At 42.2% G+C, this 21,598-nt stretch carries 13 protein-coding genes; 5 read left to right on the plus strand and 8 right to left on the minus strand.

Annotated elements, in window-relative coordinates; translation table 11 throughout:
• Positions 1-37 precede the first annotated feature (37 nt).
• Together G500_RS0119930 and G500_RS0119935 are read right to left on the minus strand one after the other, a co-directional pair.
• Positions 38-748: a hypothetical protein gene (locus tag G500_RS0119930; protein ID WP_027003820.1), complete on the minus strand. Its 711-nt coding sequence runs from the start codon at positions 746-748 to the stop codon at positions 38-40.
• 162 nt (positions 749-910) lie between these two features.
• A complete protein-coding gene (locus G500_RS0119935) occupies positions 911-2,881 on the minus strand; it encodes a PAS domain-containing protein (protein WP_027003821.1) in 1,971 nt (656 codons plus the stop codon).
• An 18-nt stretch (positions 2,882-2,899) separates the two neighbouring features.
• On the opposite strand from G500_RS0119935, the gene G500_RS25825 reads away from it, so the two are divergent.
• Positions 2,900-3,046, plus strand: coding sequence for a hypothetical protein (locus G500_RS25825; protein ID WP_154657244.1), 147 nt, complete (start codon positions 2,900-2,902; stop codon positions 3,044-3,046).
• Positions 3,047-3,316: 270 nt separating this feature from the next.
• On the opposite strand, the gene nusA is transcribed toward G500_RS25825, so the two are convergent.
• The 3 genes from nusA to G500_RS0119960 all read right to left on the minus strand — a co-directional run bounded on the left by nusA (position 3,317) and on the right by G500_RS0119960 (position 6,014).
• On the minus strand, positions 3,317-4,564 hold the full coding sequence (nusA, locus tag G500_RS0119945; RefSeq protein ID WP_027003822.1) for a transcription termination factor NusA: 1,248 nt from the start codon (positions 4,562-4,564) through the stop codon (positions 3,317-3,319).
• Positions 4,565-4,641: 77 nt separating this feature from the next.
• Positions 4,642-5,166 (minus strand): ribosome assembly cofactor RimP, encoded by a 525-nt coding sequence (locus tag G500_RS24390; RefSeq protein WP_051203948.1) that lies wholly within the window; start codon positions 5,164-5,166, stop codon positions 4,642-4,644.
• A gap of 260 nt (positions 5,167-5,426) precedes the next feature.
• The gene (locus G500_RS0119960) at positions 5,427-6,014 is read right to left on the minus strand and encodes a nitroreductase family protein (RefSeq protein ID WP_027003823.1); all 588 of its coding nucleotides are present in this window, start codon (positions 6,012-6,014) and stop codon (positions 5,427-5,429) included.
• Positions 6,015-6,488: 474 nt separating this feature from the next.
• Between G500_RS0119960 and ligA the strand changes: the two genes are divergently transcribed.
• From ligA to ileS, 3 genes are all read left to right on the plus strand, one after another.
• Positions 6,489-8,546: an NAD-dependent DNA ligase LigA gene (gene ligA, locus G500_RS0119965; RefSeq protein WP_027003824.1), complete on the plus strand. Its 2,058-nt coding sequence runs from the start codon at positions 6,489-6,491 to the stop codon at positions 8,544-8,546.
• Positions 8,547-8,850: 304 nt separating this feature from the next.
• Positions 8,851-10,404, plus strand: coding sequence for an ATP-binding protein (locus tag G500_RS0119970; protein ID WP_027003825.1), 1,554 nt, complete (start codon positions 8,851-8,853; stop codon positions 10,402-10,404).
• Positions 10,405-10,540: 136 nt separating this feature from the next.
• A complete protein-coding gene (gene ileS, locus G500_RS0119975; RefSeq protein ID WP_027003826.1) occupies positions 10,541-13,984 on the plus strand; it encodes an isoleucine--tRNA ligase in 3,444 nt (1,147 codons plus the stop codon).
• Positions 13,985-14,129: 145 nt separating this feature from the next.
• Here ileS and G500_RS0119980 read toward each other — a convergent pair whose 3' ends face one another.
• The 3 genes from G500_RS0119980 to G500_RS25355 all read right to left on the minus strand — a co-directional run bounded on the left by G500_RS0119980 (position 14,130) and on the right by G500_RS25355 (position 20,789).
• Positions 14,130-15,014 (minus strand): hypothetical protein, encoded by an 885-nt coding sequence (locus G500_RS0119980; RefSeq protein WP_027003827.1) that lies wholly within the window; start codon positions 15,012-15,014, stop codon positions 14,130-14,132.
• Between the two features lie 26 nt (positions 15,015-15,040).
• The gene (locus tag G500_RS0119985) at positions 15,041-15,943 is read right to left on the minus strand and encodes a hypothetical protein (RefSeq protein ID WP_161626168.1); all 903 of its coding nucleotides are present in this window, start codon (positions 15,941-15,943) and stop codon (positions 15,041-15,043) included.
• Positions 15,944-16,139: 196 nt separating this feature from the next.
• Positions 16,140-20,789 carry a Calx-beta domain-containing protein gene (locus G500_RS25355; protein WP_051203950.1) on the minus strand — a complete coding sequence of 1,550 codons (4,650 nt, stop codon included), beginning with the start codon at positions 20,787-20,789 and terminating at the stop codon, positions 16,140-16,142.
• A 194-nt stretch (positions 20,790-20,983) separates the two neighbouring features.
• Between G500_RS25355 and folK the strand changes: the two genes are divergently transcribed.
• Complete coding sequence (gene folK, locus G500_RS0119995; RefSeq protein ID WP_027003829.1) at positions 20,984-21,493, plus strand: 2-amino-4-hydroxy-6-hydroxymethyldihydropteridine diphosphokinase; 510 nt, start codon at positions 20,984-20,986, stop codon at positions 21,491-21,493.
• The last annotated feature ends 105 nt before the right edge of the window (positions 21,494-21,598 follow it).

Consider the following 21,598-nt stretch of genomic DNA (forward strand, 5'->3'; position numbering starts at 1 on the left):
CCAAGAAAATGTTGTTGTGTGCCATTACTGTACTGTGTTATATCTTAATCAACATATACTCTAATGGTTCTTTTCTAGTAAAAGGTGAATAAAACAGGCTACTTGTTTTAGGTCTTTTGCGGAATACTTTAAGAGCTACTATATGTACAAGAACGTACTTTTGCCCCTCTTCGTCTATATAGCCATAATATACTCTAACTGATTTTTTTGCTCTTCGTAAAAAGCCAATTATCCTCTTTTTTATACTTTTGTTACTTTCGTTTCTTTTGAAAGTTTTGGTAGTGTGATTAAAATAAAATTTTGATGGAGTTGTCCAATTATCAATATTTTCTGGATATACTGCATAAGGTTTATATTTTAGTAATGTATAAAATGTTATATAGTATATATTTTTTATCTTTTGTTTTTTGATTATATTCTCACATTTTGAAATTATAGAGTCTGTTATCTCAAATGAATAGTAAAATAGGATTGTACTTTTAGTATAATCATGTCCCTCCCCTATCGTATCTAAACTTTGAGCATATTTGACATATTCTTTTTTAAACATTGCCAATGAACTATAATACTTGGATTGTCTATATCCTAAGGAGTCATCTGTAATTATGATACGTCTATCGGTTTTTTTATTGACAGGCGTGTCATTTTTACTATGACTTTCATTCTGACTAAAACAATAAAACGATAAAAAAAACATAGCAAAAAAAAGATTTATTTTTTTATTATTAAATAATTTGAGTATATCCATTTTCTTGTAAAGAATTAACTTCGTTTTGGGTTATATTTTATCCTTATTGTGTGTAATCTTTGACTATACCCTATCAATAAGGCAAATCTTGGATTTGCGTCGCAAGATACTACAAAAATAGCAAAAAAAAGTGCAATAGAAAACAAAACCTAACAATCAAACTTAGGCTTGCTTTCTATCGCCCAAGCGCAGTTTTAGCTCTCTTAGGTTTCGCTCCTTTTCTTGTAGGCGGGTTTCGAGTTCGATAATCTTGACTTCTTGTTGGGTTTGAATGATTTGCAGGGCTTCGCTTTGTGCCATGAGTTGCTCGCGTGTGGTTTCGTATTGGTACAAAAGGGTCGCCATTTGCTGGTACTGCTGCTTTTCTTCGGTAATATCCGAACAGAGGCAAACGGTTTTTTCTAAGTTTCCGTTTTCGTCAAATTCGGGAAAATAATAGGCGCGTAGCCAAAGCACCGAACCGTCTTTTTTCTTGCGCCTGACATCTTGCTCAAAATAGCGGGCTTGGTCTAACTTCTGGCGCAACTTTTCATACGAACCCTCTTTCTGTACATCGTCGGGTACGTAGAAAGTGTGCAACTGCCCGACGGCTTCATCGTAGTCGTAGCCCGTAACCTGACAAAATTTTTCATTCACATACACAATACGCGCCTGTGCGCTAATTTCTACCACAATCGTATAAGTATCCATCGTATCCCTAAATTTGTGCAGGGCTTTATTGCTACGATAGGCTTCCTCTTGTGCATTTTTAAGTTTGAGCGTAACGGCTTGGGTTTCTTCTAAAAGGCGTTTGTTTTCTTCGTTGGCGATAATATTTTTCAATACCTCTGCCAAATTGTGCGCACTTCGCTCGGCAAAGTTGATGTAATGGGAAGGGATATTTTGAAAATAACCAATTTCTAAAACGCCCAAACATTCGTTTTGTGCCGTAAGCAGGGGTAGCAAAAGCAAATTGCGGACGCTGGTTTTGCCCAATGCCGACTCTACGGTATGAAAATTTTGTGGCAAATTATTAAAATGCAGCGGTTTGAGGCGCAAGGCTGCCTCGCCTACAATGCCCTCGCCCCAAGCAATGGTTAGTCCGTTTTCAAACTGTTCGTACTGTTTTTTATGATAGGCGTAGAGATTATTGAGGACAAGGTAAGGCTCTTTTTCACCTCCCTGCTGTTCTGGGGTTAGATTTTCTGGGTTTGTAGCCTCTCTGTAATGCGTCAGATAAATCGCGCCTACCTGCCCCTGTGTGTAGGAAACCAAAAAACTAAGCATCTTTTCGAGCAAATCTATTCTATCGTCTGCATTTTGCGCTAAAATTTCGCTGGCTTTGGCAAAACCTACATTAAAAAACTGCTCTTCCGACTCTAATTGCGCCGCTTTTCGCAAATTGTCGCGCATCTTTAAAAGTGCCTGCCCCAAAGAGTCGCCTGCTTCAAAATTGGCTTCTACTTCAAAATTTTCTTTGGCTATCTCCTCGGCAAAAGCAATGTTGCGCATACGGCTCTGCAAGCGGTTTTCGAAAAATAGCTTCATGCGAATACTCTGAATCGTATTTTTGCGAAGGTATAAAGCCCACCAAGCGCAGATAACGGCTTGTAATGCCGTCAGCCCTAAGTGTAGCCCCGTAACTAAGTAGGTATTTTCTTGATTGATAAAATTCAGAAAATAAATCTTCCAACTAATATCTTGAAAATCTAAGTAAAAATAGACCCCATGATGCGCAAAGGCGTACAAATTGAAAATCAGCGAAGGCAGCCAATCTTCATACAAAATAAGTAGGGTCAGATAGACAAAATAGAGAAAATAAAGCTCGCTCAAACCCTCCATTTGGGCTACAAATTGCACCAAAAAATTCATCAACACGAAGGCATAAAGCCCTCTGCTCCAAGTTGTACCACGCTTTTTCTGCCTTGCCCAAACTGCAATGCCCAAATTTAGCACCGCCGCCACTGCCAAGTAGGGCGAAATGGGGTTGTCTGAAAGGAGCATCAGCAAAAAGCCAAACAAAAACGATAAAAGGATAAAAATTTCTACAATGCTATCCGCTTTGAGGTAAATTTTTCGCAAATGCGACTCTATGACTTCGGGCGCAACGACAAAGTCTTCGAGATGTTCGGCGTGTTGGGCAGAAGGTGTCATGGCGATATTGGATAAGAGATGTGTTTTAGGAATAGTAGCGACTCGAAGCCGTTTTTATCCCAACAAACGCAAGAAAAAGCCCAAAAACAAACCCTTTTAGACCAAAACCCCCATAGGCTCGATAAGTCTGCCTCTGCCTTCGATTTAGCAAAAAATGCCTTCTAATAGGTTTCAAAAAAGTGTAGTAGCGGCAGGAGAAAGTTCTAAAAATTAGGTGCAAAGGTAGGGACAAGACACTGCCTTTTCCGCAGTGAGATTGAAATAAAAAGGGTTTTCAGACCCAAAAACAGTGTTCATGCCAAATTTTATTTGGTTCTAAATTTGAAAATGTGAGTTTTTTCGAACCCAATCCTGCACCAGCAGCAGGGCATAAAAAAGACCCTATCGGGCGCAAGCCGCCAATAGGGTCTTTTTGGTTTTTCTATAATCAAAAGGCTATTCAAATTCTTTGCGCAAAATTTCTAAGACGAAATCTATCGTTTCCTCCTCCAAATCTACGCGGCGCACTAAGTCTTCACGCGGACATTCCAAGACGCTTTTGGCAGTATCGAAGCCCACTTTGTGAAACTCCTCGATAATCCAATCATCTACGGCATCTTTAAATTCTGACAAATCTACGTCTTCTTCGTCTTCGTTATTGAGCGATTCCTCTCTGAAAACGTCAATTTCCATGCCTACTAATTTGCCTGCCAAGCGAATATTTTGCCCATTCTTACCAATGGCGAGCGAAATTTGGTCGCGTTTGAGATAAGCCGAAATGCGGTTGCTTTCGTTATCGATGGTCATGGTCGTAACCTTAGCAGGTGCTAAGGCGCGTGCTACGAAAAGTTCTAAGTTGTCGGTGAAGTTGATGACATCGATGTTTTCGTTGTTGAGTTCGCGCACAATGGGGTAGATGCGCGAGCCACGCATGCCCACACAAGAGCCAACGGGGTCGATGCGGTCGTCGTAAGATTCTACGGCAACTTTGGCACGCTCACCGGGTTCGCGCACAATGCGGCGAATGGAAATCACGCCATCATACACTTCGGGAATTTCTTTTTCGAAGAGCCTTTCCAAAAATTTTGGCGAGGTGCGCGAAAGGATAATCTTAGGATTGCCATTCTGCATATCTACTTTATGGACAACCGCCCGAACCGTATCGCCTTTGTAGAAATGGTCTTTCGGAATTTGCTCGCCTCTGGGCAGCACAAGTTCCTTTCCTTCGGCATCATGCAAGACCAACTCCCTTCTTAGGGCTTGATAGACCTCACAGGTTACCATCTCGCCTACCATATCTTTATACTTTTGGTACAAAAGGTCTTTTTCCAAATCGCGCACCTTTTGGATAAGCGTTTGGCGTGCCGTCTGCACCATTCTACGCCCAAAATCTTCTATCTTGATAGCTTGTGCAAAGTCTTCGCCTACTTCGAAGTCGGCTTCAATCTTGCGGGCTTGGTTCAATTTGATGTGTAAATCTTCGTTAAATTCGGGGTCGTTGTCATCTACAATTTTGAGATAACGCCAAATCTCTAAATCCCCTTTGTCGGGGTTGATGATAACGTCGAAGTTTTCATCAGAGTTAAACTTTTTGCGAATCAGGGTGCGAAAGACATCTTCTAAGATGCGGATAATCGTTGCGCGGTCGATTCTTTTCTTGCTTGCAAAATCTGCAAAGGATTCAATCAGTTCGTTCGTTTCCATATTGAGAGAGAAAATGATATAGAAAGTGAGATATTTTCAAAATTGGTACGTTCGCTGTGTTCAAAGGGGCAAAAAGGCTATTTAAAAGAAATTTCTACCTGCGCCTCTTTGATGGAATCAAAATCAAGGGTGGCGGGCTGATACTTGATTTTGAGCTTGGTCTTGCCTTGTTTTTCTTCCTTTACTTCGTATTCTTGTGTGAAATCGAGTAGGATTTTGCCCGCTTCTTCTCTGATGTCGAGTAGCTTGCCTTTTTTTACCGTTTCGTCTTTGAGGGTGAAGACAAGTTTGCGCCCGATATGTTGCGGGTATTGGCGTAGCAAGCGTAGGGGCTGGTCTGCACCTGCCGAGCCTACTTCTAATTCGTAGGGCTGGTCGTCGGCAAAGAGAGCTGCCTGCTCGATAAGGTCGCCCAATTTCCTGCTTAGGTCGGCGCACTGCCCGATAGTTACGCCTTTGTCGCCATCGACGGTAAAGACTACCTTTTGGATTCCACGTCCTGAGATTGCTACATCAAGCAAAAAAAGTTCGCCTTCCCTGCCTAAATCGGCAAGGGCTTGATTGAAAAGCGAAGTAAGAGTTTCTGAAAGTGCAAGTGCCATAGAGAAAAGCTAAGAATGAAGTTCCCCTTTCTATAAAAAAGAGGCTTTAAAACGGATTGAAAACAAAAAAGGAGAGCCTTTGGCACTCCTTTTTTGTTTGGCAGGAAGTTTTTTCTAATTCTGCTGCGAAGGTAAGGCGTTTTTGAGCCAAAAACAAATCTAAGGCTATCTTTTTTGATTTTTCAGGCGTTTTTTTTCAAGTCTGCCTTTGAGATAGCCCTGACAGCGGCTTTCCAACGGCTATTTTTTCCAACGGCTATTTATTGAATGGTTTTTCCTACCGAAAAACAAATCTCCTCTACTGCCTTTCGGCTGCGCGGCGTAGTTTCGCGCGTGTAATAGGGTTCTTCCAAGCTATCTGCCTGCCCCAAATAGCCCAATGCCAACATAGTAACAGGCTTAAAATCAGGCGATAAGCCCAATACCGCCGTTGCTTTTTCTTTCTCAAAACCTTCCATAACGTGTCCATAGACTTCCAGACTAAGGGCTTGCAGGAGTAAGTTTTGGGTTGCCATGCCTGCATCATGGGCGGCATTGCCGTTGGGCTTGCCGTTAAGCGAATAGGTCTGTTTGCCCAAAACCACAACTAAGGCAGCGGCATTTTTTGCCCATTTTTTATTGCCTTCTAAAAGCAAATCGCAGAGGGTCTGGAAAGCCGCTTCTTCTTGGCGCAGTGCCACTACAAACCGCCAAGGTTGTTCATTCATGGCACTGGGCGCACAGCCTGCCGCCTCGATAAGGCTTGCGACTACTTCTTGGCTAAGGTCGCGCTCGGCGAAGGCACGCGGACTCCAACGGTTGCGAATCAGGTCAAGAACGGGGGTTTGGGTCGTGAGTTTTTTTATCATTATTTCAATGCGTGTATGAAAAAAAGAGAAAATATCCCAATTGCATTTTCGCTACAAAAGGATACCGCTAAGGTACGAAAATAGCGGCGAAGCGTTCTATTTTTTCAGAAAATGAGCCAAAGGGGTTGCGCTTGTGGTCTAAAATGACTTTTTAATAGCTCAAAACTCTCTGCTTCTCAAAGTGTAATTTTCTTGTCCTTCTGTTTAGCGGCGTTAAGTTCTAAAAATGAGGTGCAAATGTAGGGACAAGGCACTGCCTTGTCCTATGCCCCAAACCCTAAGGGTCTTCAAGACCCTTAGGGTTTAAGTCCAAATTTTATTTCGTTTCCAATTTGACAAAATTTTGATAAAACAAGGCTTTTTACAGACCTTAACATTCCTGCCTTCCTTCCCCTTTTTACTCCCTTGTGCCGAACCTTTTTGCTGCCTTTTTTGTATCTTTACCGACCTTTTTTACCCTAAACCCTAAAAGTCATGACCCTGCAAGAGGCTGAAAAAACGATACAAGAACTTTCTCAAAAAATCAATTATTACAATGAACGCTATTATTTGCACCATGAATCGCTTATCTCCGATTATGAGTTTGATAAGATGCTACAAGATTTAATTTTATTAGAAAATCAATATCCTACTTTAAAGAAAACCGATTCACCTTCGCAGCGCGTAGGGGGCGGCATTACCAAAAATTTTGATACGGTGGTGCATCGCTATCCTATGCTTTCCCTTTCAAATACCTACAACGAGGAAGAACTGACTCAATTTGGCGAGCGCGTAGAAAAAGGCTTGCGCGATGTAAATGATTTAGAAAATTTAGAATACATTTGTGAATTAAAATTTGATGGTGTTGCGATTTCAATTTTATATGAAAATGGCATACTCACACGTGCCGTTACGCGCGGTGATGGCGTGCAGGGCGACGAGGTTACGGCTAATGTACGCACTATCCGCAATTTGCCCTTGCGTTTGGAGGCAGCCGACGTGCCGCCTATTTTCGAGGTACGGGGCGAAATTTTTATGCCCAAAGAGCAATTTGAGCAGCTCAATTTGGAAATAGAGGAGGAAAATAAGATACGCACTCAAAAAGGAATTGCGGCATTGCGTCTGCTTGCCAATCCGCGCAATGCGGCTTCGGGTGCTATCAAGATGCAGGATTCGGCGCAGGTAGCCAAGCGCGGTTTGCGCTGTTATGTCTATGAAATTTATGGTGAAAAATTGCCTTTTGTTAGTCATGAGCAGGGTTTGAAAGCCTTAGAAAGTTGGAAATTTGAAGTTTCGCCCCATTGGAAAAAGGTGCAAAAAATGGAAGAGGCGATAGCTTTTATCCAAAGTTGGGAGCAGAAACGCTTTTCACTACCCCTCGATACAGATGGTATGGTTGTGAAAGTAAATCTTTTGGCGCAGCGCGAAAGTTTGGGGCTTACCGCCAAAAGTCCGCGCTGGGCAATCGCCTACAAATACAAGCCCCAAAATGCCCTAACTATCCTACAAAGTGTTGATTTTCAGGTAGGTAGGACAGGCGCAGTTACGCCCGTTGCAAATTTAAAACCCGTCAAATTGGCAGGCACAACCGTCAAACGCGCTACTTTGCACAATGCCGACGAAATCCAACGCTTAGATTTACACATAGGCGATAGCGTTTGGATAGAAAAAAGTGGCGAAATTATACCCAAAATCACAGGCATAGACAAAAGCCGCCGTCCGCTTGCGGTGCAGCCGATTGCTTTTCCTACACTTTGTCCTGAATGTAATACTACTTTGGTTAAGGAAATAGACCAAGTTGCGTTTTACTGTCCGAATGAAACTGCCTGTCCGCCACAGGTTTGTGGTAAAATTGTCCATTTTACGCATAGAAAGGCGATGAACATAGAGAGTTTGGGTGAAAAAACGATACAGGCTTTCTACGCACAGGGTTGGCTGCAAAATGTAGCCGATTTGTACGATTTAGACCCCGAAAAAATCCTAACTTTGCCTAATTTTAAGGAAAAATCAGTTCAAAATATCATAGAAGGATTAGAAAAATCCAAACAACAACCCTTTAAAAATTTGCTCTTTGCCTTAGGGATTCGCTACATTGGCAAGACTACCGCCGATATTTTAGCCGACTATTTTGGCTCGATGCAAAAGATAGAACAGGCTTCGAAAGAGGAAATTGCCAGCATTTATGGCATAGGCGAAAAGGTAGCAGAAAGTCTGTACGATTTTTTTCAAAATGCTGAAAATCAGAGGCTTATATCGCGTTTGGCGCAAGCAGGCTTGCAGATGGCGGGGCAACAAAAGGTTTTGAGTAGCGATATTTTGGCAGGCAAATCGTTTGTTGTTTCGGGAACTTTCACCCAATATGACCGCGAAGAGATTAAAGAAGTCATTAAAAATAATGGTGGAAAAGTAGTGAGTGGTGTTTCTGCAAAAGTAGATTTTCTTTTGGCAGGCGATAAGGCAGGCGATTCGAAGCTCAAAAAGGCGCAAGAATTGAAAGTTACCATTTTAAGTGAAACCGACTTTATCGCACTACTCAATGCCACAGAAGCGTAGCCGAATTGCGCTTCGAGGGACTTAATGACCTTTTTTAGTAATTAAGTTCTAAAATGTTATTTGTCAAATTATATTTCATGTCAAATTTGAAAATAGTAGTACGAAGTTCCATCTTCGTTGCAAGTGAGTTTGCATTGTGAAGTTGGAACTTTACGCTATCTTGGTAGGAGTAGGATACTGTCTTTTCCTAAGTTGGGTTGGAATAAAAAGCTATTTTCAGTTTTCAAAATTAACTTACTTCATAGTGTAATATCTTTCACTACAAAAAAAATTATTGAAATTATTTTATCAATATAACTAAAAAATGACACAACTACCTTTACTTTCCATAGGTGAGCAGTCTTTTGAGGAGTTGCGAACAAAAGGCTGCATTTATGTAGACAAAACAGCCTTCCTTGTCCAACTTTTATTTATAGAACAGCAAAAATTTATTTTCCTTCCTCGTCCGCGCAGGTTTGGTAAGTCCTTGTTAATCAGCACCTTAAAAGCTCTTTTTTTAGGCAAAAAGGAACTCTTTGCAGGGCTTTATATCGAAGATAAAATCACTTGGGAAAGCAATCCTGTCCTGCATTTTGATTTTAGTAGAATCGGATTTAACGATATAGGCTTGTACCAAGCGATTGAGCTACGTTTGGAAGAGATGGCGGCAGAATACGAAGTGAGTCTTACAAAAAAGGGAATTGCTTTAAAATTTTCCGAACTAATAGAAACTTTACACGAAAAAACAAATAAAAAAGTTGTCATTTTAATAGATGAATACGATAAGCCAATTACAGATGTATTAGAAATCGGGGAGAATAAAAAAGCTCAACTGCACCGCGACATTTTGCGAACTTTTTATAGTGTCGTGAAAGGCAGCTCTGCACACATTCGCCTATTTTTTATGACAGGAATTGCACGATTTTCCAAAATTTCACTTTTTTCGGACTTGAATAATCTTACGGATTTATCGCAGGTAGATGATTATCACAACCTTTTAGGTTATACACAAAAAGAATTAGAAAGTTATTTTTCTGCGCACCTAAATTATATTGCAGAAAAGAAAAATATGCCGCTTGAAGTTTTATTGACAGAGATAAAGGGTTGGTACAATGGCTTTTCTTGGAATGGGACAGATAAACTTTACAATCCTTACTCTATTTTACGCTTTCTTTTTGCTAAAAAATTTAATAATTATTGGTTTGATAGCGGAACACCTAAATTTCTGGTGGAACTTCTGAAAAAAGAGGTCATGTATGATGTATCGGGCGTTAGGGTTACTTCTAATTATATAGAAAACGTAGATATAAATAACTTGAATTTAGAAACTATACTTTTTCAAACAGGCTACCTAACGATAAAAAAGATAGACCGCTTGGGGCGTTATCTCTTAGGCTATCCAAATAAAGAGGTAGAAAAGTCTATGTTGGAGTGTATTTTGGAAGCCTATGTCGAGAGTCCGCGTCAGGCGTTGGCTGCTTTTGACTTGATTGAGGCAGTAGAAACTTCTAATTTCGAGTTGATGAAAACAGTTTTTAATACGCTTTTTGCTTCTATTCCCTACCAAATATTTGACCAAAACCAAGAAAAATATTTTTATGCGATAGTCTTTCTAACTTTTAAATTGTGTGGTTTTCACCTTTATAGCGAAGTATCTACATCTTTGGGTAGGATTGATGCCCTATTAGAGGTTGATGATAAAGTTTATATTTTTGAATTTAAATTAAATGAATCTGCCGAAATTGCACTTAGGCAAATTCACGAGCGTGGCTATTACAAGCAGTTTATGGGGCAGGATAAGAAAATTTATCTGATTGGCATAAACTTTTCGAGTCAGACTAAAAGCGTAGCCGAATTGCGCTTCGAGGGCGTGGGCTAATTTTTTTTGGCGTTTCAATTTTTTTTCCGAACTTGCGGAGTTTTCAGAAAAGACGCGCTTTTTTGGCTAACCCAAAACCTTATTTGGGAGAGCTTCTGCCTGATATGCAGAATTTTCTTTGTAAAATCTAAAACCGATGAAAAAATATACCGAAGTTAAGAACCTGCACTATGCAGCTATCGCCCAAGAGGTCTTGTCATTTTGGCAAAATGAGGGCATTTTTGAAAAATCTATTACCCAAAGAGAAGGCGAGCCTACCTTTACTTTCTATGAAGGTCCTCCTTCGGCGAATGGTGCGCCGGGGATTCATCACGTTATGGCGCGTACTATTAAAGACATTTTTTGCCGCTATCAGACCCTAAAAGGCAAGCAGGTCGCGCGTAAAGGCGGTTGGGATACGCATGGGCTGCCTATCGAATTGCAAGTAGAAAAGGAATTAGGTATTACAAAAGAAGACATCGGTAAGAAAATTTCCATCGAGGCATACAACCAGAAATGTAGAGAAACCGTCATGCGTTTCAAAACAGAATGGGAAGACCTCACCCAAAAAATGGGCTATTGGGTAGATTTGCAAGACCCTTATATTACCTTTGATAATAAATACATTGAAACGCTTTGGCATCTTTTAAAGCGTCTGTATGACAAAGGCTTTCTATACAAAGGCTACACCATTCAGCCTTATTCGCCTGCCGCAGGCACAGGGCTTTCTTCGCACGAGCTAAATCAGCCCGGTTGTTATCGCGAAGTAAAAGACCTTTCGATGATGGCACAATTTAAGGTCAAGGGCAAAGACAATGAATTTCTCTTGGCTTGGACAACGACCCCTTGGACGCTGCCTTCCAATACTGCCCTTGCCGTAGGAAAAGATATTGAATATATTAAGGTTGAAACGCATAACCAATATACCAAACAGCCGATTTCTATTATCTTTGCTAAAGCCCTGATAAACAAGGTCTTGACTCCTGATAGGTACGTGCCTCACAACGAATACGACGAGGAGAAGCACAAAAATAAGCACCCTTATATTATCGTAGAACAGTTTAAGGGTAGTCATCTTTTGGGGCTAAAATATGAGCAACTTCTGCCTTATGTGCAGCCTTTGGAAAATGCCCAAAATGCCTTTCAGGTCATTGCAGGCGATTTTGTAAGCACCGAAGATGGTACAGGCATTGTGCATATTGCCCCTACTTTTGGCGCAGACGACTTTCGTGTGGCGCGTGAAAATGACGTGCCGCCGCTTTTGGTCTTAGACGAAAATGGACAGCCCATGCCTTTGGTCGATAAAAGTGGCAGATTTGTAAAAGAAGTTACCGATTTTGCAGGCAGAGCCGTCAAATCAGAATACGAACCCGACGAGGTTACGAGTGCGGAAGGCTATGAAAGCACCGATTTGAAAATTGCTTTGAAACTAAAAGCCGAAAATCGCGCCTTCAAAATCGAGAAGTACGAACACAATTATCCCCACTGTTGGCGCACCGATAAGCCCATCTTGTACTATCCTTTGGCTTCTTGGTTTATCGCTACTACAAAGGTAAAAGAAAAACTTATCGTGCTTAATAAAACCATCAACTGGAAGCCCGAAAGTACAGGCACAGGCAGGTTCGGAAATTGGCTTGAAAACTTGGTAGATTGGAATTTGAGCCGCAGCCGCTATTGGGGAACGCCCCTTCCCATTTGGCGCAACGAAACAGGCACGCAGGAAATTTGTATCGGTTCGGTAGAGCAGCTCATTACCGAAATGCAGGCAGCCCAAACTTCGTCTTTGCTTTCCGAAGTGGAAAAGCAGCAAAACGCCGAAATTTTAGAAAAATACCAAAAACAAGACGGTTTTGACCTGCACCGCCCTTATGCCGATAGGATTACGCTGGTTAGGGAAGGCGAAAAGCTATATCGCGAAACCGACCTTATCGACGTTTGGTTCGATTCGGGTGCGATGCCTTATGCGCAGTGGCACTATCCTTTTGAAAATCAGGGCATTTTTGAAAAAAATTACCCCGCCGATTTCATTGCCGAAGGCGTAGACCAAACGCGCGGCTGGTTCTTCACCCTGCATGCCCTTGCTGTGATGCTGGGCGAAACAGAAGAAAACAAGTCGCTTTTTGGAGGAATTGCCTTTAAAAATGTAATTTCAAATGGTTTGGTTTTAGATAAAAATGGCAACAAAATGTCTAAGCGTTTGGGCAATGCCGTCGACCCTTTCCAAACCCTTTCGCAGTATGGCGCAGACCCAACGCGCTGGTATATGGTAGAAAATGCAAACCCTTGGGATAACCTTCGTTTCAATCTTGATGGGGTTACGGAAGTGCAGCGCAAGTTTTTTGGAACGCTTCAAAATACGTATAATTTCTTTGCCATTTATGCGAATTTAGATAATTGGACTTATTCGGCAGAAAAGCAAACTTCTGTGCAGAGCCGCACCGAACTCGACCGCTGGATTAGCTCCAAACTCAATAGCCTTATTGCCGAAGTAGATGGCTATTATGCTGACTATGAGCCTACTAAGGTAGCGCGTGCTATCCAAGATTTCGTTTGCGACCAACTTTCAAATTGGTATGTGCGCCTTTGCAGAAAACGCTATTGGGTAGGTGAAATGACGCAGGATAAGCACATGGCTTATGAAACGCTTTATGAATGTTTGCTTGCCGTTTCGCAGCTTATGTCCCCTATCGCGCCTTTCTTTGCCGATTGGTTATATCAAAATCTAACCGAAACTTTATCAGAAAAAGACGTTCAGATTTTAGTAGCAAAACAAAACAACCGTTCTATCTTCGGACACCCGTCTATCCATTTGAGCTATTGGCAGAATGTGGATAAAAGTCTGATAGACAAGGACTTAGAGCGTCAGGTAGAACTCTCACAGCAGATTTCGTCTATGACACACGCCCTAAGAAAGCGCAAGCAAATTCGCGTCCGTCAGCCTTTGGAAAAAATCATGGTGGCAGCACCCGACGAGGCTACAAAGGTCTTGGTACAAAAGGCAGCTCCCATTATCCTTTCAGAAGTGAATGTAAAAAGTTTAGAATTTATACCTGAAAATTCTGAACTTTTAGTTAAGAAAATCAAGCCCAACTTCCGAAAATTAGGCGGACAGTATGGCAAACAGATGCCACAGATTGCCGCTTTTATCAATAAAATGACTCCTGCCCAAATCCGTACCGCCGAACAAACAGGGGTAGTCTTGATAAAAACCGACAGCGGCGAACCTATCATCTTGACTCTCGAAGAGGTAGAAATTGCCTCCCAAGATGTAGAAGGCTGGCTTGTGGCTGCCGAAGCAGGCATTACCGTTGCCCTCGACGTAACCATTTCCGAAACGCTCAAAGAGGAAGGTGTGGCACGTGATTTTGTCAATCGTATTCAAAACCTACGCAAAGAAAAAGGTTTGGAAGTACAAGATAAAATCAAACTAAAAGTACAACTTTCGGGTACTTTCCTCAATCAGGCTCTACAAAATCATCAAGCCTATATCTGCCAAGAAGTCCAAGCCTTAGCCTTAGATTTGGTAGAAAATGTGGAAAACGGCGAAGAGGTAGAGGTAGAAGAAGGCAAGTTTGTGTTAGAAATGGCGGTTTCTAAATAGACGCTGCTATCTTTTGGCTATAAAATAATAAAAAATGACAAGTTTTGTAGGGACAAGGTGAGCTTTGTCCCTACAAAATAAAAAACTACTTAAAATTAACGCTTTTTATATGAAAAATAACATAAGTATTGAAATTTATTCTCTCTCAAATAAACTCAAACTTAGCATCACGATAGTTAAAAAGAAAGTATAGATGTGAAAGCAAAAGGCTGGTTTCTTCGCCCATTCCGTAGGTGGGAAGTTTGTTTTTTCTGATATAAATGCTAACCTTTTCGCTCCAAAGGCTAAGTTGGTAGAAAAGTGCTTTGGCTTGGGTAAAGTCCAATAAAAGGGAAATTTCGTGGTCTGTGCCGTCTTGCAGGCGCAGATATAGATTGAAACGCCCTATTTGTTCGGTCAAATTTTCATCAAAACCCGAAATAGTGAGGGCTTCTATTTTATCGATAGAAACGTGCAGGATTCCCTTTTTTTGCCTCAATGCTAAAGAAGTTTTATTTAAAAACAAATTATTTTTTCTATTTTCCTTCAAATAAGGAAGAATAGAAAACTTATTTATCATAAAAGTAAGCGTGGCAGCCAAAAAAGTAGCAAGTAGGAAGGGTATCAATAAATTTGCCTCTGTGCCAATAAAACTTAGAAGGGGCAGCAAAAAACCTATCAAGATGGCTGCCATAGAAAGCGCAATCCTTTTGAAATTGCCGTTTTTTGTCTTTTGGCGAAGCCTGACGCTCCAAATTTCCGTAGGGGCAAGGCTGATATTAGCTTGTACTTGAAAAGGATAATTATCCAAATCAAAGATTTTTTGGCGCAGCGTAAGGACAGTCGCTTGCGGAATTTTGTCCAAAGTCTGGCTCTGCCCACAGTGCTGCTCTCCCAAATACTGCCAAGTTTCTACCAAAAAAACGGATTTGCAGGCAGCACAAAAAACGACTTTATCGCCTGCCTTGATGCTATCGCCCGTAATAGGGTCTTGGCGATTTTGGGCTAAAAAATCGCTGTGCTTTTCAGTTTCTATCAGGTGAGTGTGCATACAGTATATTTTTTATAGTTTAAAAATTACCAAATTTTAAATTTAGCTTCACGATAATTGATTAAATAATTGATGTGCGACATAAGATAGCTAATTCGCTTTTTAAAACCATAGGTAGGAAGTCCGTAGCGTTTGATATAAACCTCCACATTCCGACTCCAAACCGCAAACTCGTTAAAAAAGAGTTTGGCACTTTCATAGTTCAAGGTTATTGTAAAATAAGACTCTACACCGCTTTTTTCTGTAATAAGGACGTGAAAATGACCTGTGGAAAAGCCCTCGTCCTCATATTGGTCGTCGCCTGAAATATATATTTCGGAGATAGCTGAATTTAATATATAGAACATTGTACTTTCTTTTATTATTAAAATAGAATTATCTTTAATAAAAAAATCAAATAATGTTTCAATTTTTTTATCTGTTCTTGTTAGTTTTTTAGTAGTGTTATTAAAAAAAATAAAAAGATAAATACTTGCTACAATAAGAATAAAAAGAAGTATAAAATTAAAAATTGTAAAAATAAACATTATTCCAAAAAAAACAAATAATGAAATAATAAAAACTACAACTATTTCTTTAGTAGAAACATTAGTAAAATTCTTATATTCAATCGGCAAGTCACCCTCAATCCAATTTCTGGTGTCAAGTGTGTTTACATTGGCAGTCAAAGCCAGTTTATAGGTGCGTAAATCAAATTTATCTGATTTAATATTCAAATTTCTTCTAATCGGTATCGCTTCCAAAGTCTGGCTCTGCCCACAGTGCTGCTCACCCAAATACTGCCAAGTTTCTACCAAAAAAACGGATTTGCAGGCGGCACAAAAAACGACCTTATCGCCTGCCTTGATGCTATCGCCCGTAATAGGGTCTTGGCGATTTTGGGCTAAAAAATCGCTGTGCTTTTCGGTTTCTATCAGGTGGGTGTGCATCAGAAAAAGATTACCATTACAAAAGAAAACAATTTTTAAAAAGAGGTAGGTTTGGCAAAAATTAGGACAGGCAAAAATAGTCTTTTTTGGCATTTTTACCCAAAAACAAGGCTAAAAAATTGTAGAAAATAGATAAAAAAGACGAAAGACAGTTTGTGCCTTTCGTCTTTGGTTTTGTAAAGAAATGCCCTTCGTTTTAGTCAATCCAAACTTTGCCGCTTAGATTGGCAGGCGAGGCGAGGTTTTTTTGTGGCAAAATTTGGAAAAGAAGCAAACCTTTGGGCAATGTTGGGAGCGATACAAGCTGACTTCCTGCGGGTACTTGCACCTGATAGGAAGCAAGCAGACTACCCTTTGTATCGTAAAAAAGAAGGGATAGGGTCTGTGCTTCCTTTAAGTTTGATTTTAGGAATACTTTTTTATCTGCACTATAAAGTTGTATCAAATCGTTTTGCTTTTGGCTAACAGATATGATAGGCGAATAATGCACAGTGCCATCAAAATCAACTTGTTTGAGGCGATAATAGACCTTGCCCAAATGCGTTTCGGGGTCTAAAAAGCGATACTTTTGAATGGCGTTGGTGCTGCCTTTTGCTTTGAGGCTGCCTATTTTTTGGAAAGTAGTTGTTGGCTCTTTTTCCTGCCTTTCGCCGCTTGTCGCTTCATTTTCAAGGCTTTTCTCTATTTCAAAATAGTCGGCATTTAGTTCTTGTGCGGTTTTCCATTCCAACCAAACGCCCTGCGCTTCGAGTGTCGCCTCGAAAGAAAGCCACGTTACGGGCAGCGGATTGAGGTCGGTGAAAGTGCCTAAGGTAAAGAACGTGCTATGCGTAGCAAAAGGCTCGAAGGTATTGACAAAAACGGCACTTGTAACATAACCTTCCGACACAGAGCCATAGGTGCGCCCTACATCTTGCCCTTGGTCGCGCCAAATGCCCTGCGCTAAGGCAGCCCCTGTTTTTTCCCAACGCGCCACAACCATGCCGCTCATATCATAGCCTCCATCGGCTTCTACGGTATAGTGCAGCGTAACTTTGGCAGGCGTTGTGCCGCTACGTCTATCCAAAGACCAATGTTCTAAGTGGCTAACGCGGTCGAGGGGCGGATTTTCCACAGGCGTAAGAAAAGAGTAAGCACTTGGGAAATATTCGCCTGCAAAACTGGCGGCGGCTGCCCCTTGCGGCTCGATTTCGAGCGGATTGTATCGCCCTCTTGTGCCTATGAGCTTGCCCAAAGGCATCAGAAAAATATCGGTGCTATTGGTCAATTTAAGAGCCTCGCCATGGATAAAACTTTGTTTGCTACCGCCGATGGCTACGGCATTTTCATCAAAGACAACCCAAAAAAGGCTATCCGTAAAGATAACGCCCTGCGTGAGAACCAGCTCATGGTCTATTTGTAGGCGCATTTGGGAAGCCAAAAAGAGATGCGCTTGGGGGTTTTTGTTTAGAATAAGGCGATAAAAATCCTCTTCGGCGTTAGCCGCAACGGTGGTAAAGTTTTGATGATTTGCCCCAATAAGCTCCACGCTGCCGTTTCCTTTTGCGAAGGCGGTTTTTCCTACTGCATTTGTCCAATTTCCAAAGAGTTGGATTTTGCCGTCTTCGGTGGCGTTGTTGCCGTCGCTCATATTGAGCAGCCCTGCGCCTGAAAGGTTGAAATTGCCATAGATGCGGAGCAAATCATTGCCGCCGTTGGCATCTAAAATCACCTGATTTTGGCTTAGGGTCAGATTTTTACAACGTGCGATGCGGTCGTACTCGCGTGCAGCAGTAGAGGCAGCGTCGATGTCGGCGTTGTCGTTGGTCAGATTGTTTATGCTTACATCTATTCTTCGGTCGGGTACAAAACGATGTTCCCAATTTTGACACTCAAACCAGTTTTCGCGCGAGGCTGTTCCTCCATTTCCTACCCAAGTGCCAAGCGAGGCGGCTGCACTTACGTTGAAATTTGTGCTTTGCAAGGTAGGCGCAACGGTAGTGCCTGTGGCTGTCCAATTGCCTGTATTGACGATATTTGCCAAAAGTTCTGATTGCGAGCCTGTATGCAGGGCGGTGGTATTGTAAAAGGCGACTTCTCTATTGCTACCATAAGCCACATTCAAACAAAGAATATGCGGGTGTAGGCGCGAAGTGCGCGAAGTGCCTGCGTTTTGGTTTAAATTGACCCAAGTAGCGTCATTGCTCATGCCAAAAAGAACATTACCCTGAAAGCTACCATTTGGAATGTCGAAAGTGCCTTGCATGACAAACATTTGGTCTGCGTTGCTGGTGCTGATATTTGCGCCACCGCTGCCACTTCCTACCACAGTAAAAGCAGCCGTAGCCACGCCATTGAGCCTAATATTGGCAATCCCTGAACCGATGCCTACCGATTCGAAAGAAATCACCGTTCCTGCGGGTATGCTACTTGCGCCATTCCACGTAAATTGACGGACTTGAATGTCGTCCCAACCGAAAGAAGTATTGGTTTCCCAGTCTATATTGCGCGAAAAGGCGGCGTTTCCATTTTCAAAAGTGGCATTGCACCAAATAAATTGCGTCTGTGGCGTGAGTTCTACCAAAGTAACCAAATGAATTTCGTCGTCTGCGCCTGATGTTTGCGCGTCCCAACCGATAATAGCCATATCGCCGGGGTACAAAATTTTGCCTGTGTTGGGTGTAAAGCAAACTTCCCTTTCTTGCGACCAAGTGCTGCCTTTTCGAACAAAAAACTTAGCGCAGTAGGTAGTGCCATTGCTAAGTCCGCTTAGGTCTAAACGGTTTCCTGTCGGCGATTTGAAGGCTACAAAGCCGCCTCCGATTGCCGTTCCGCTGCCATAAGTGGCGGAGGCAGTATAGCCTGCACCATCACCTACGGGCGTTGCGCTAAATCCGCTCACGCCCACTACTGCCATAATTTCATCATAGCAGGCATCGGGATTGAGCCAAGTAAGGCTTGCGCTTGCATTTTGGGCTTGTGCGCTAAGGCTATTGATGGGAGCAGGATTGGCAGCCGTTTTTGCAATTTGATGCAGACCGTAGGAATATTGGTTGCTATTTCGGACATGAAAAATTTGAGCATAATAAAAACGGTTTTCCATCAAATTAAAAACATTGACATTTGTACCATCTCCGCGATAGACAAGTTTGGCGGCATTGTCGAAAGGGTAGGGCGTAGCTGCCAAAGGCGAGGCATCTGTAAAGTTGGGGTTTGGGGTGTAGCCGCTATAATCCTGTGTATTTGTACCCAAAAGAATTGGCGCGTCGGCTTTTAAAAATACCAAAACTTCGTCGGTAGTGGCATCATAGTCGGCAGGGAGCGTCCAGCTAAGGTCGAGATTGTCGGTACAAAAGGCGGTAGCGGTAGGGTTTAAAACGTCGGGCAGGGCGCAAAGACTTCCGCGTAGGCTGATGTCATCTATGTTCCAAATTTCGTCGTTGTTGTCGTTTTGGGCTTCTATGCGCAAACTAAGCGAAGTAGTGCCATTTGGAATTTGGATAACCAATTTCGAGTATTTGGTCGTGTTGGTGTTTTGTACCAAAGGCGTGCCTGCGCTGGTAGTGGCTGTGGCTTGGCTATAATCCCATTTGCCGTTGTTAAAGCCTGTCAGTCTAATATCAGGGGTAGCCGAAAAAGCCGCTCCGTCGAGGGCAACAAAGGCGCGAACTTCATCTGTGCCGTCTGCACCATTGGCGGCGTTGGTGGCGGTGCTGGAAAGGAAAATCTCCACTTGCATATCGCTATAAGCGGTTGTGTTGAGGTTTTCTAAAACCAAACTCGCATTGGCATTGCTCACCTGCCAAGAGCCTTTTCCTGTGCGAATACGCGCATTGGGTAGGAAGGCATCTGCCGCCCCTGTGTTGTTGGAAAGGTTGCCTGCCCCTGCGGTGATGTTCCAAGTGCCGCCCCCTTCAAAGCCCTGCCAAAAGAGCGTTGTTGCGGTATTTTCGTCTTCTATCAGCGTAAATTGGTGTTGGGTAGGATTTACCGCGCTTGCATTTGTGCCGCCGCTGACATTTTGTAGCTCGAAAAGGTAGTTTTCATTGCCCAAACAGGCATTGTCATTCGTTAGGCTTAGGGTCAGATTCTGAACGGCAGAAGAGCCTGCGGGGAAGGTGAGCGTTTGGGTTGTGTAGTTGTTCAAACGCGCTGCATCACCACTCAATAAAACCACCTGCACGCTGGTTGCGGTAGAGGCACTTGGATTGCTTATCTGAACAGGAATATTAAAACTCCCTGCATTTTCGAGCGCACTGCTCGAAGTAGCCGAAAAACGCACTTCTGTATCCAAAGGGGCTGCCGAAGTTACAGTACCATTGAAAGTAAAATCGTTGATGCTAAAAGTGCCAGTACCGTTGTTTGTACCCCAAGCATACAGGCGAAAGGTTACGGCTGAGGTAATGCCTTGAAATTGTGCCGCTGATAGGTCAATCGTTGTGCCACTAAAAGTAGGACTCCCTATATTGCTTGCAAATCCATCAAGACTTGAACGGAAACTAAAATTAGCAATGTTGGTATTACTTCTTTGCGCTGTATATACAAAACTTGTGAAATTGATTTGAAAACCTGCATTAGGCGTAAGGGTAAATTCGAAATAGTCGTTATTTGCAATAGCGGTAGCCAAAGAGCCACTCTCCCAACCGTTTGCATTGTATCGGTTAGTTGCCCCAGTTCCACTGATGCCCGAACCTCTGCCGATTCCCGAAACGGTTAGATTTGCATTGACGGTCTGCCCTGTGGTGTAGGGGTTACTTGTATTCGGATTTGTGCCTGTGATAGGATTTTCAAAAATTGCTTGCCCCCAAACCTGCTGCCAAGCAAGTGCGAAAAAGCAAGCCAAAAAGATAAGTAAGTTTTTTTTCATAATTCAATTTTTTGAAGTAAAAAAGAAGGACGTTCCGCGCTTAGGATACTCGCTTGAATGGATTTTGTTTGACAAAAAGGCGTGAGATAGCGGATTTATTGGCGGCTATATTGCATCTTTGCACTTCAAAAATACAAGACTTTCCCTTCAAATCAGGTAGGTTTGAAAAGAAGTCTATGTTAATTCTACCCTTTATGACTGCAAAAACACGTGTTTATTTGCTCTTAGGGAGCAATTTGGGTGATAAACGCCAAAATTTGGAAGCGGCACGCTTTTTCTTGCAAAAGGAAGTAGGCTTTTTAGAAGCCCAATCTGCCATTTACGAAACCGCACCTTGGGGATTAGAAGAACAGCCCCTTTTTTACAATCAACTTTTAGTATTACAAACCGAACTAAGTCCGCAAAACCTGCTCGAAAGCGTGTTGAAAATAGAGGCAAAAATTGGCAGAGAGCGCGTCCGAAAATGGGATAGGCGCACCATCGACATCGACATTCTCTATTTCGGTAGCCATGTAATATCCGAGCCAAATTTGCAAATTCCGCACCCCTTACTGCACCAAAGACGCTTTGCTTTAGTCCCTATGGTGGCGTTAGCTCCTGATTTTCAGCACCCTATCTTTCGCGTTAGCCAGCAAGAGCTTCTTGCCCTTTGCACCGACAAACTTCCGCTGCGCCCTATCTTGGAAATCATAGAAGACCTATAATAGGAAAATTTCCTTTCTTTTATCTAAAAAAACACCAAAAATTTACTAACTTGCAAGCCTAACTCGAAGCCTTTTTTTCGCATTTTTTAAAGCCATTTCCCATGT

The organism is Hugenholtzia roseola DSM 9546, from assembly GCF_000422585.1.
Classification (GTDB): domain Bacteria; phylum Bacteroidota; class Bacteroidia; order Cytophagales; family Bernardetiaceae; genus Hugenholtzia; species Hugenholtzia roseola.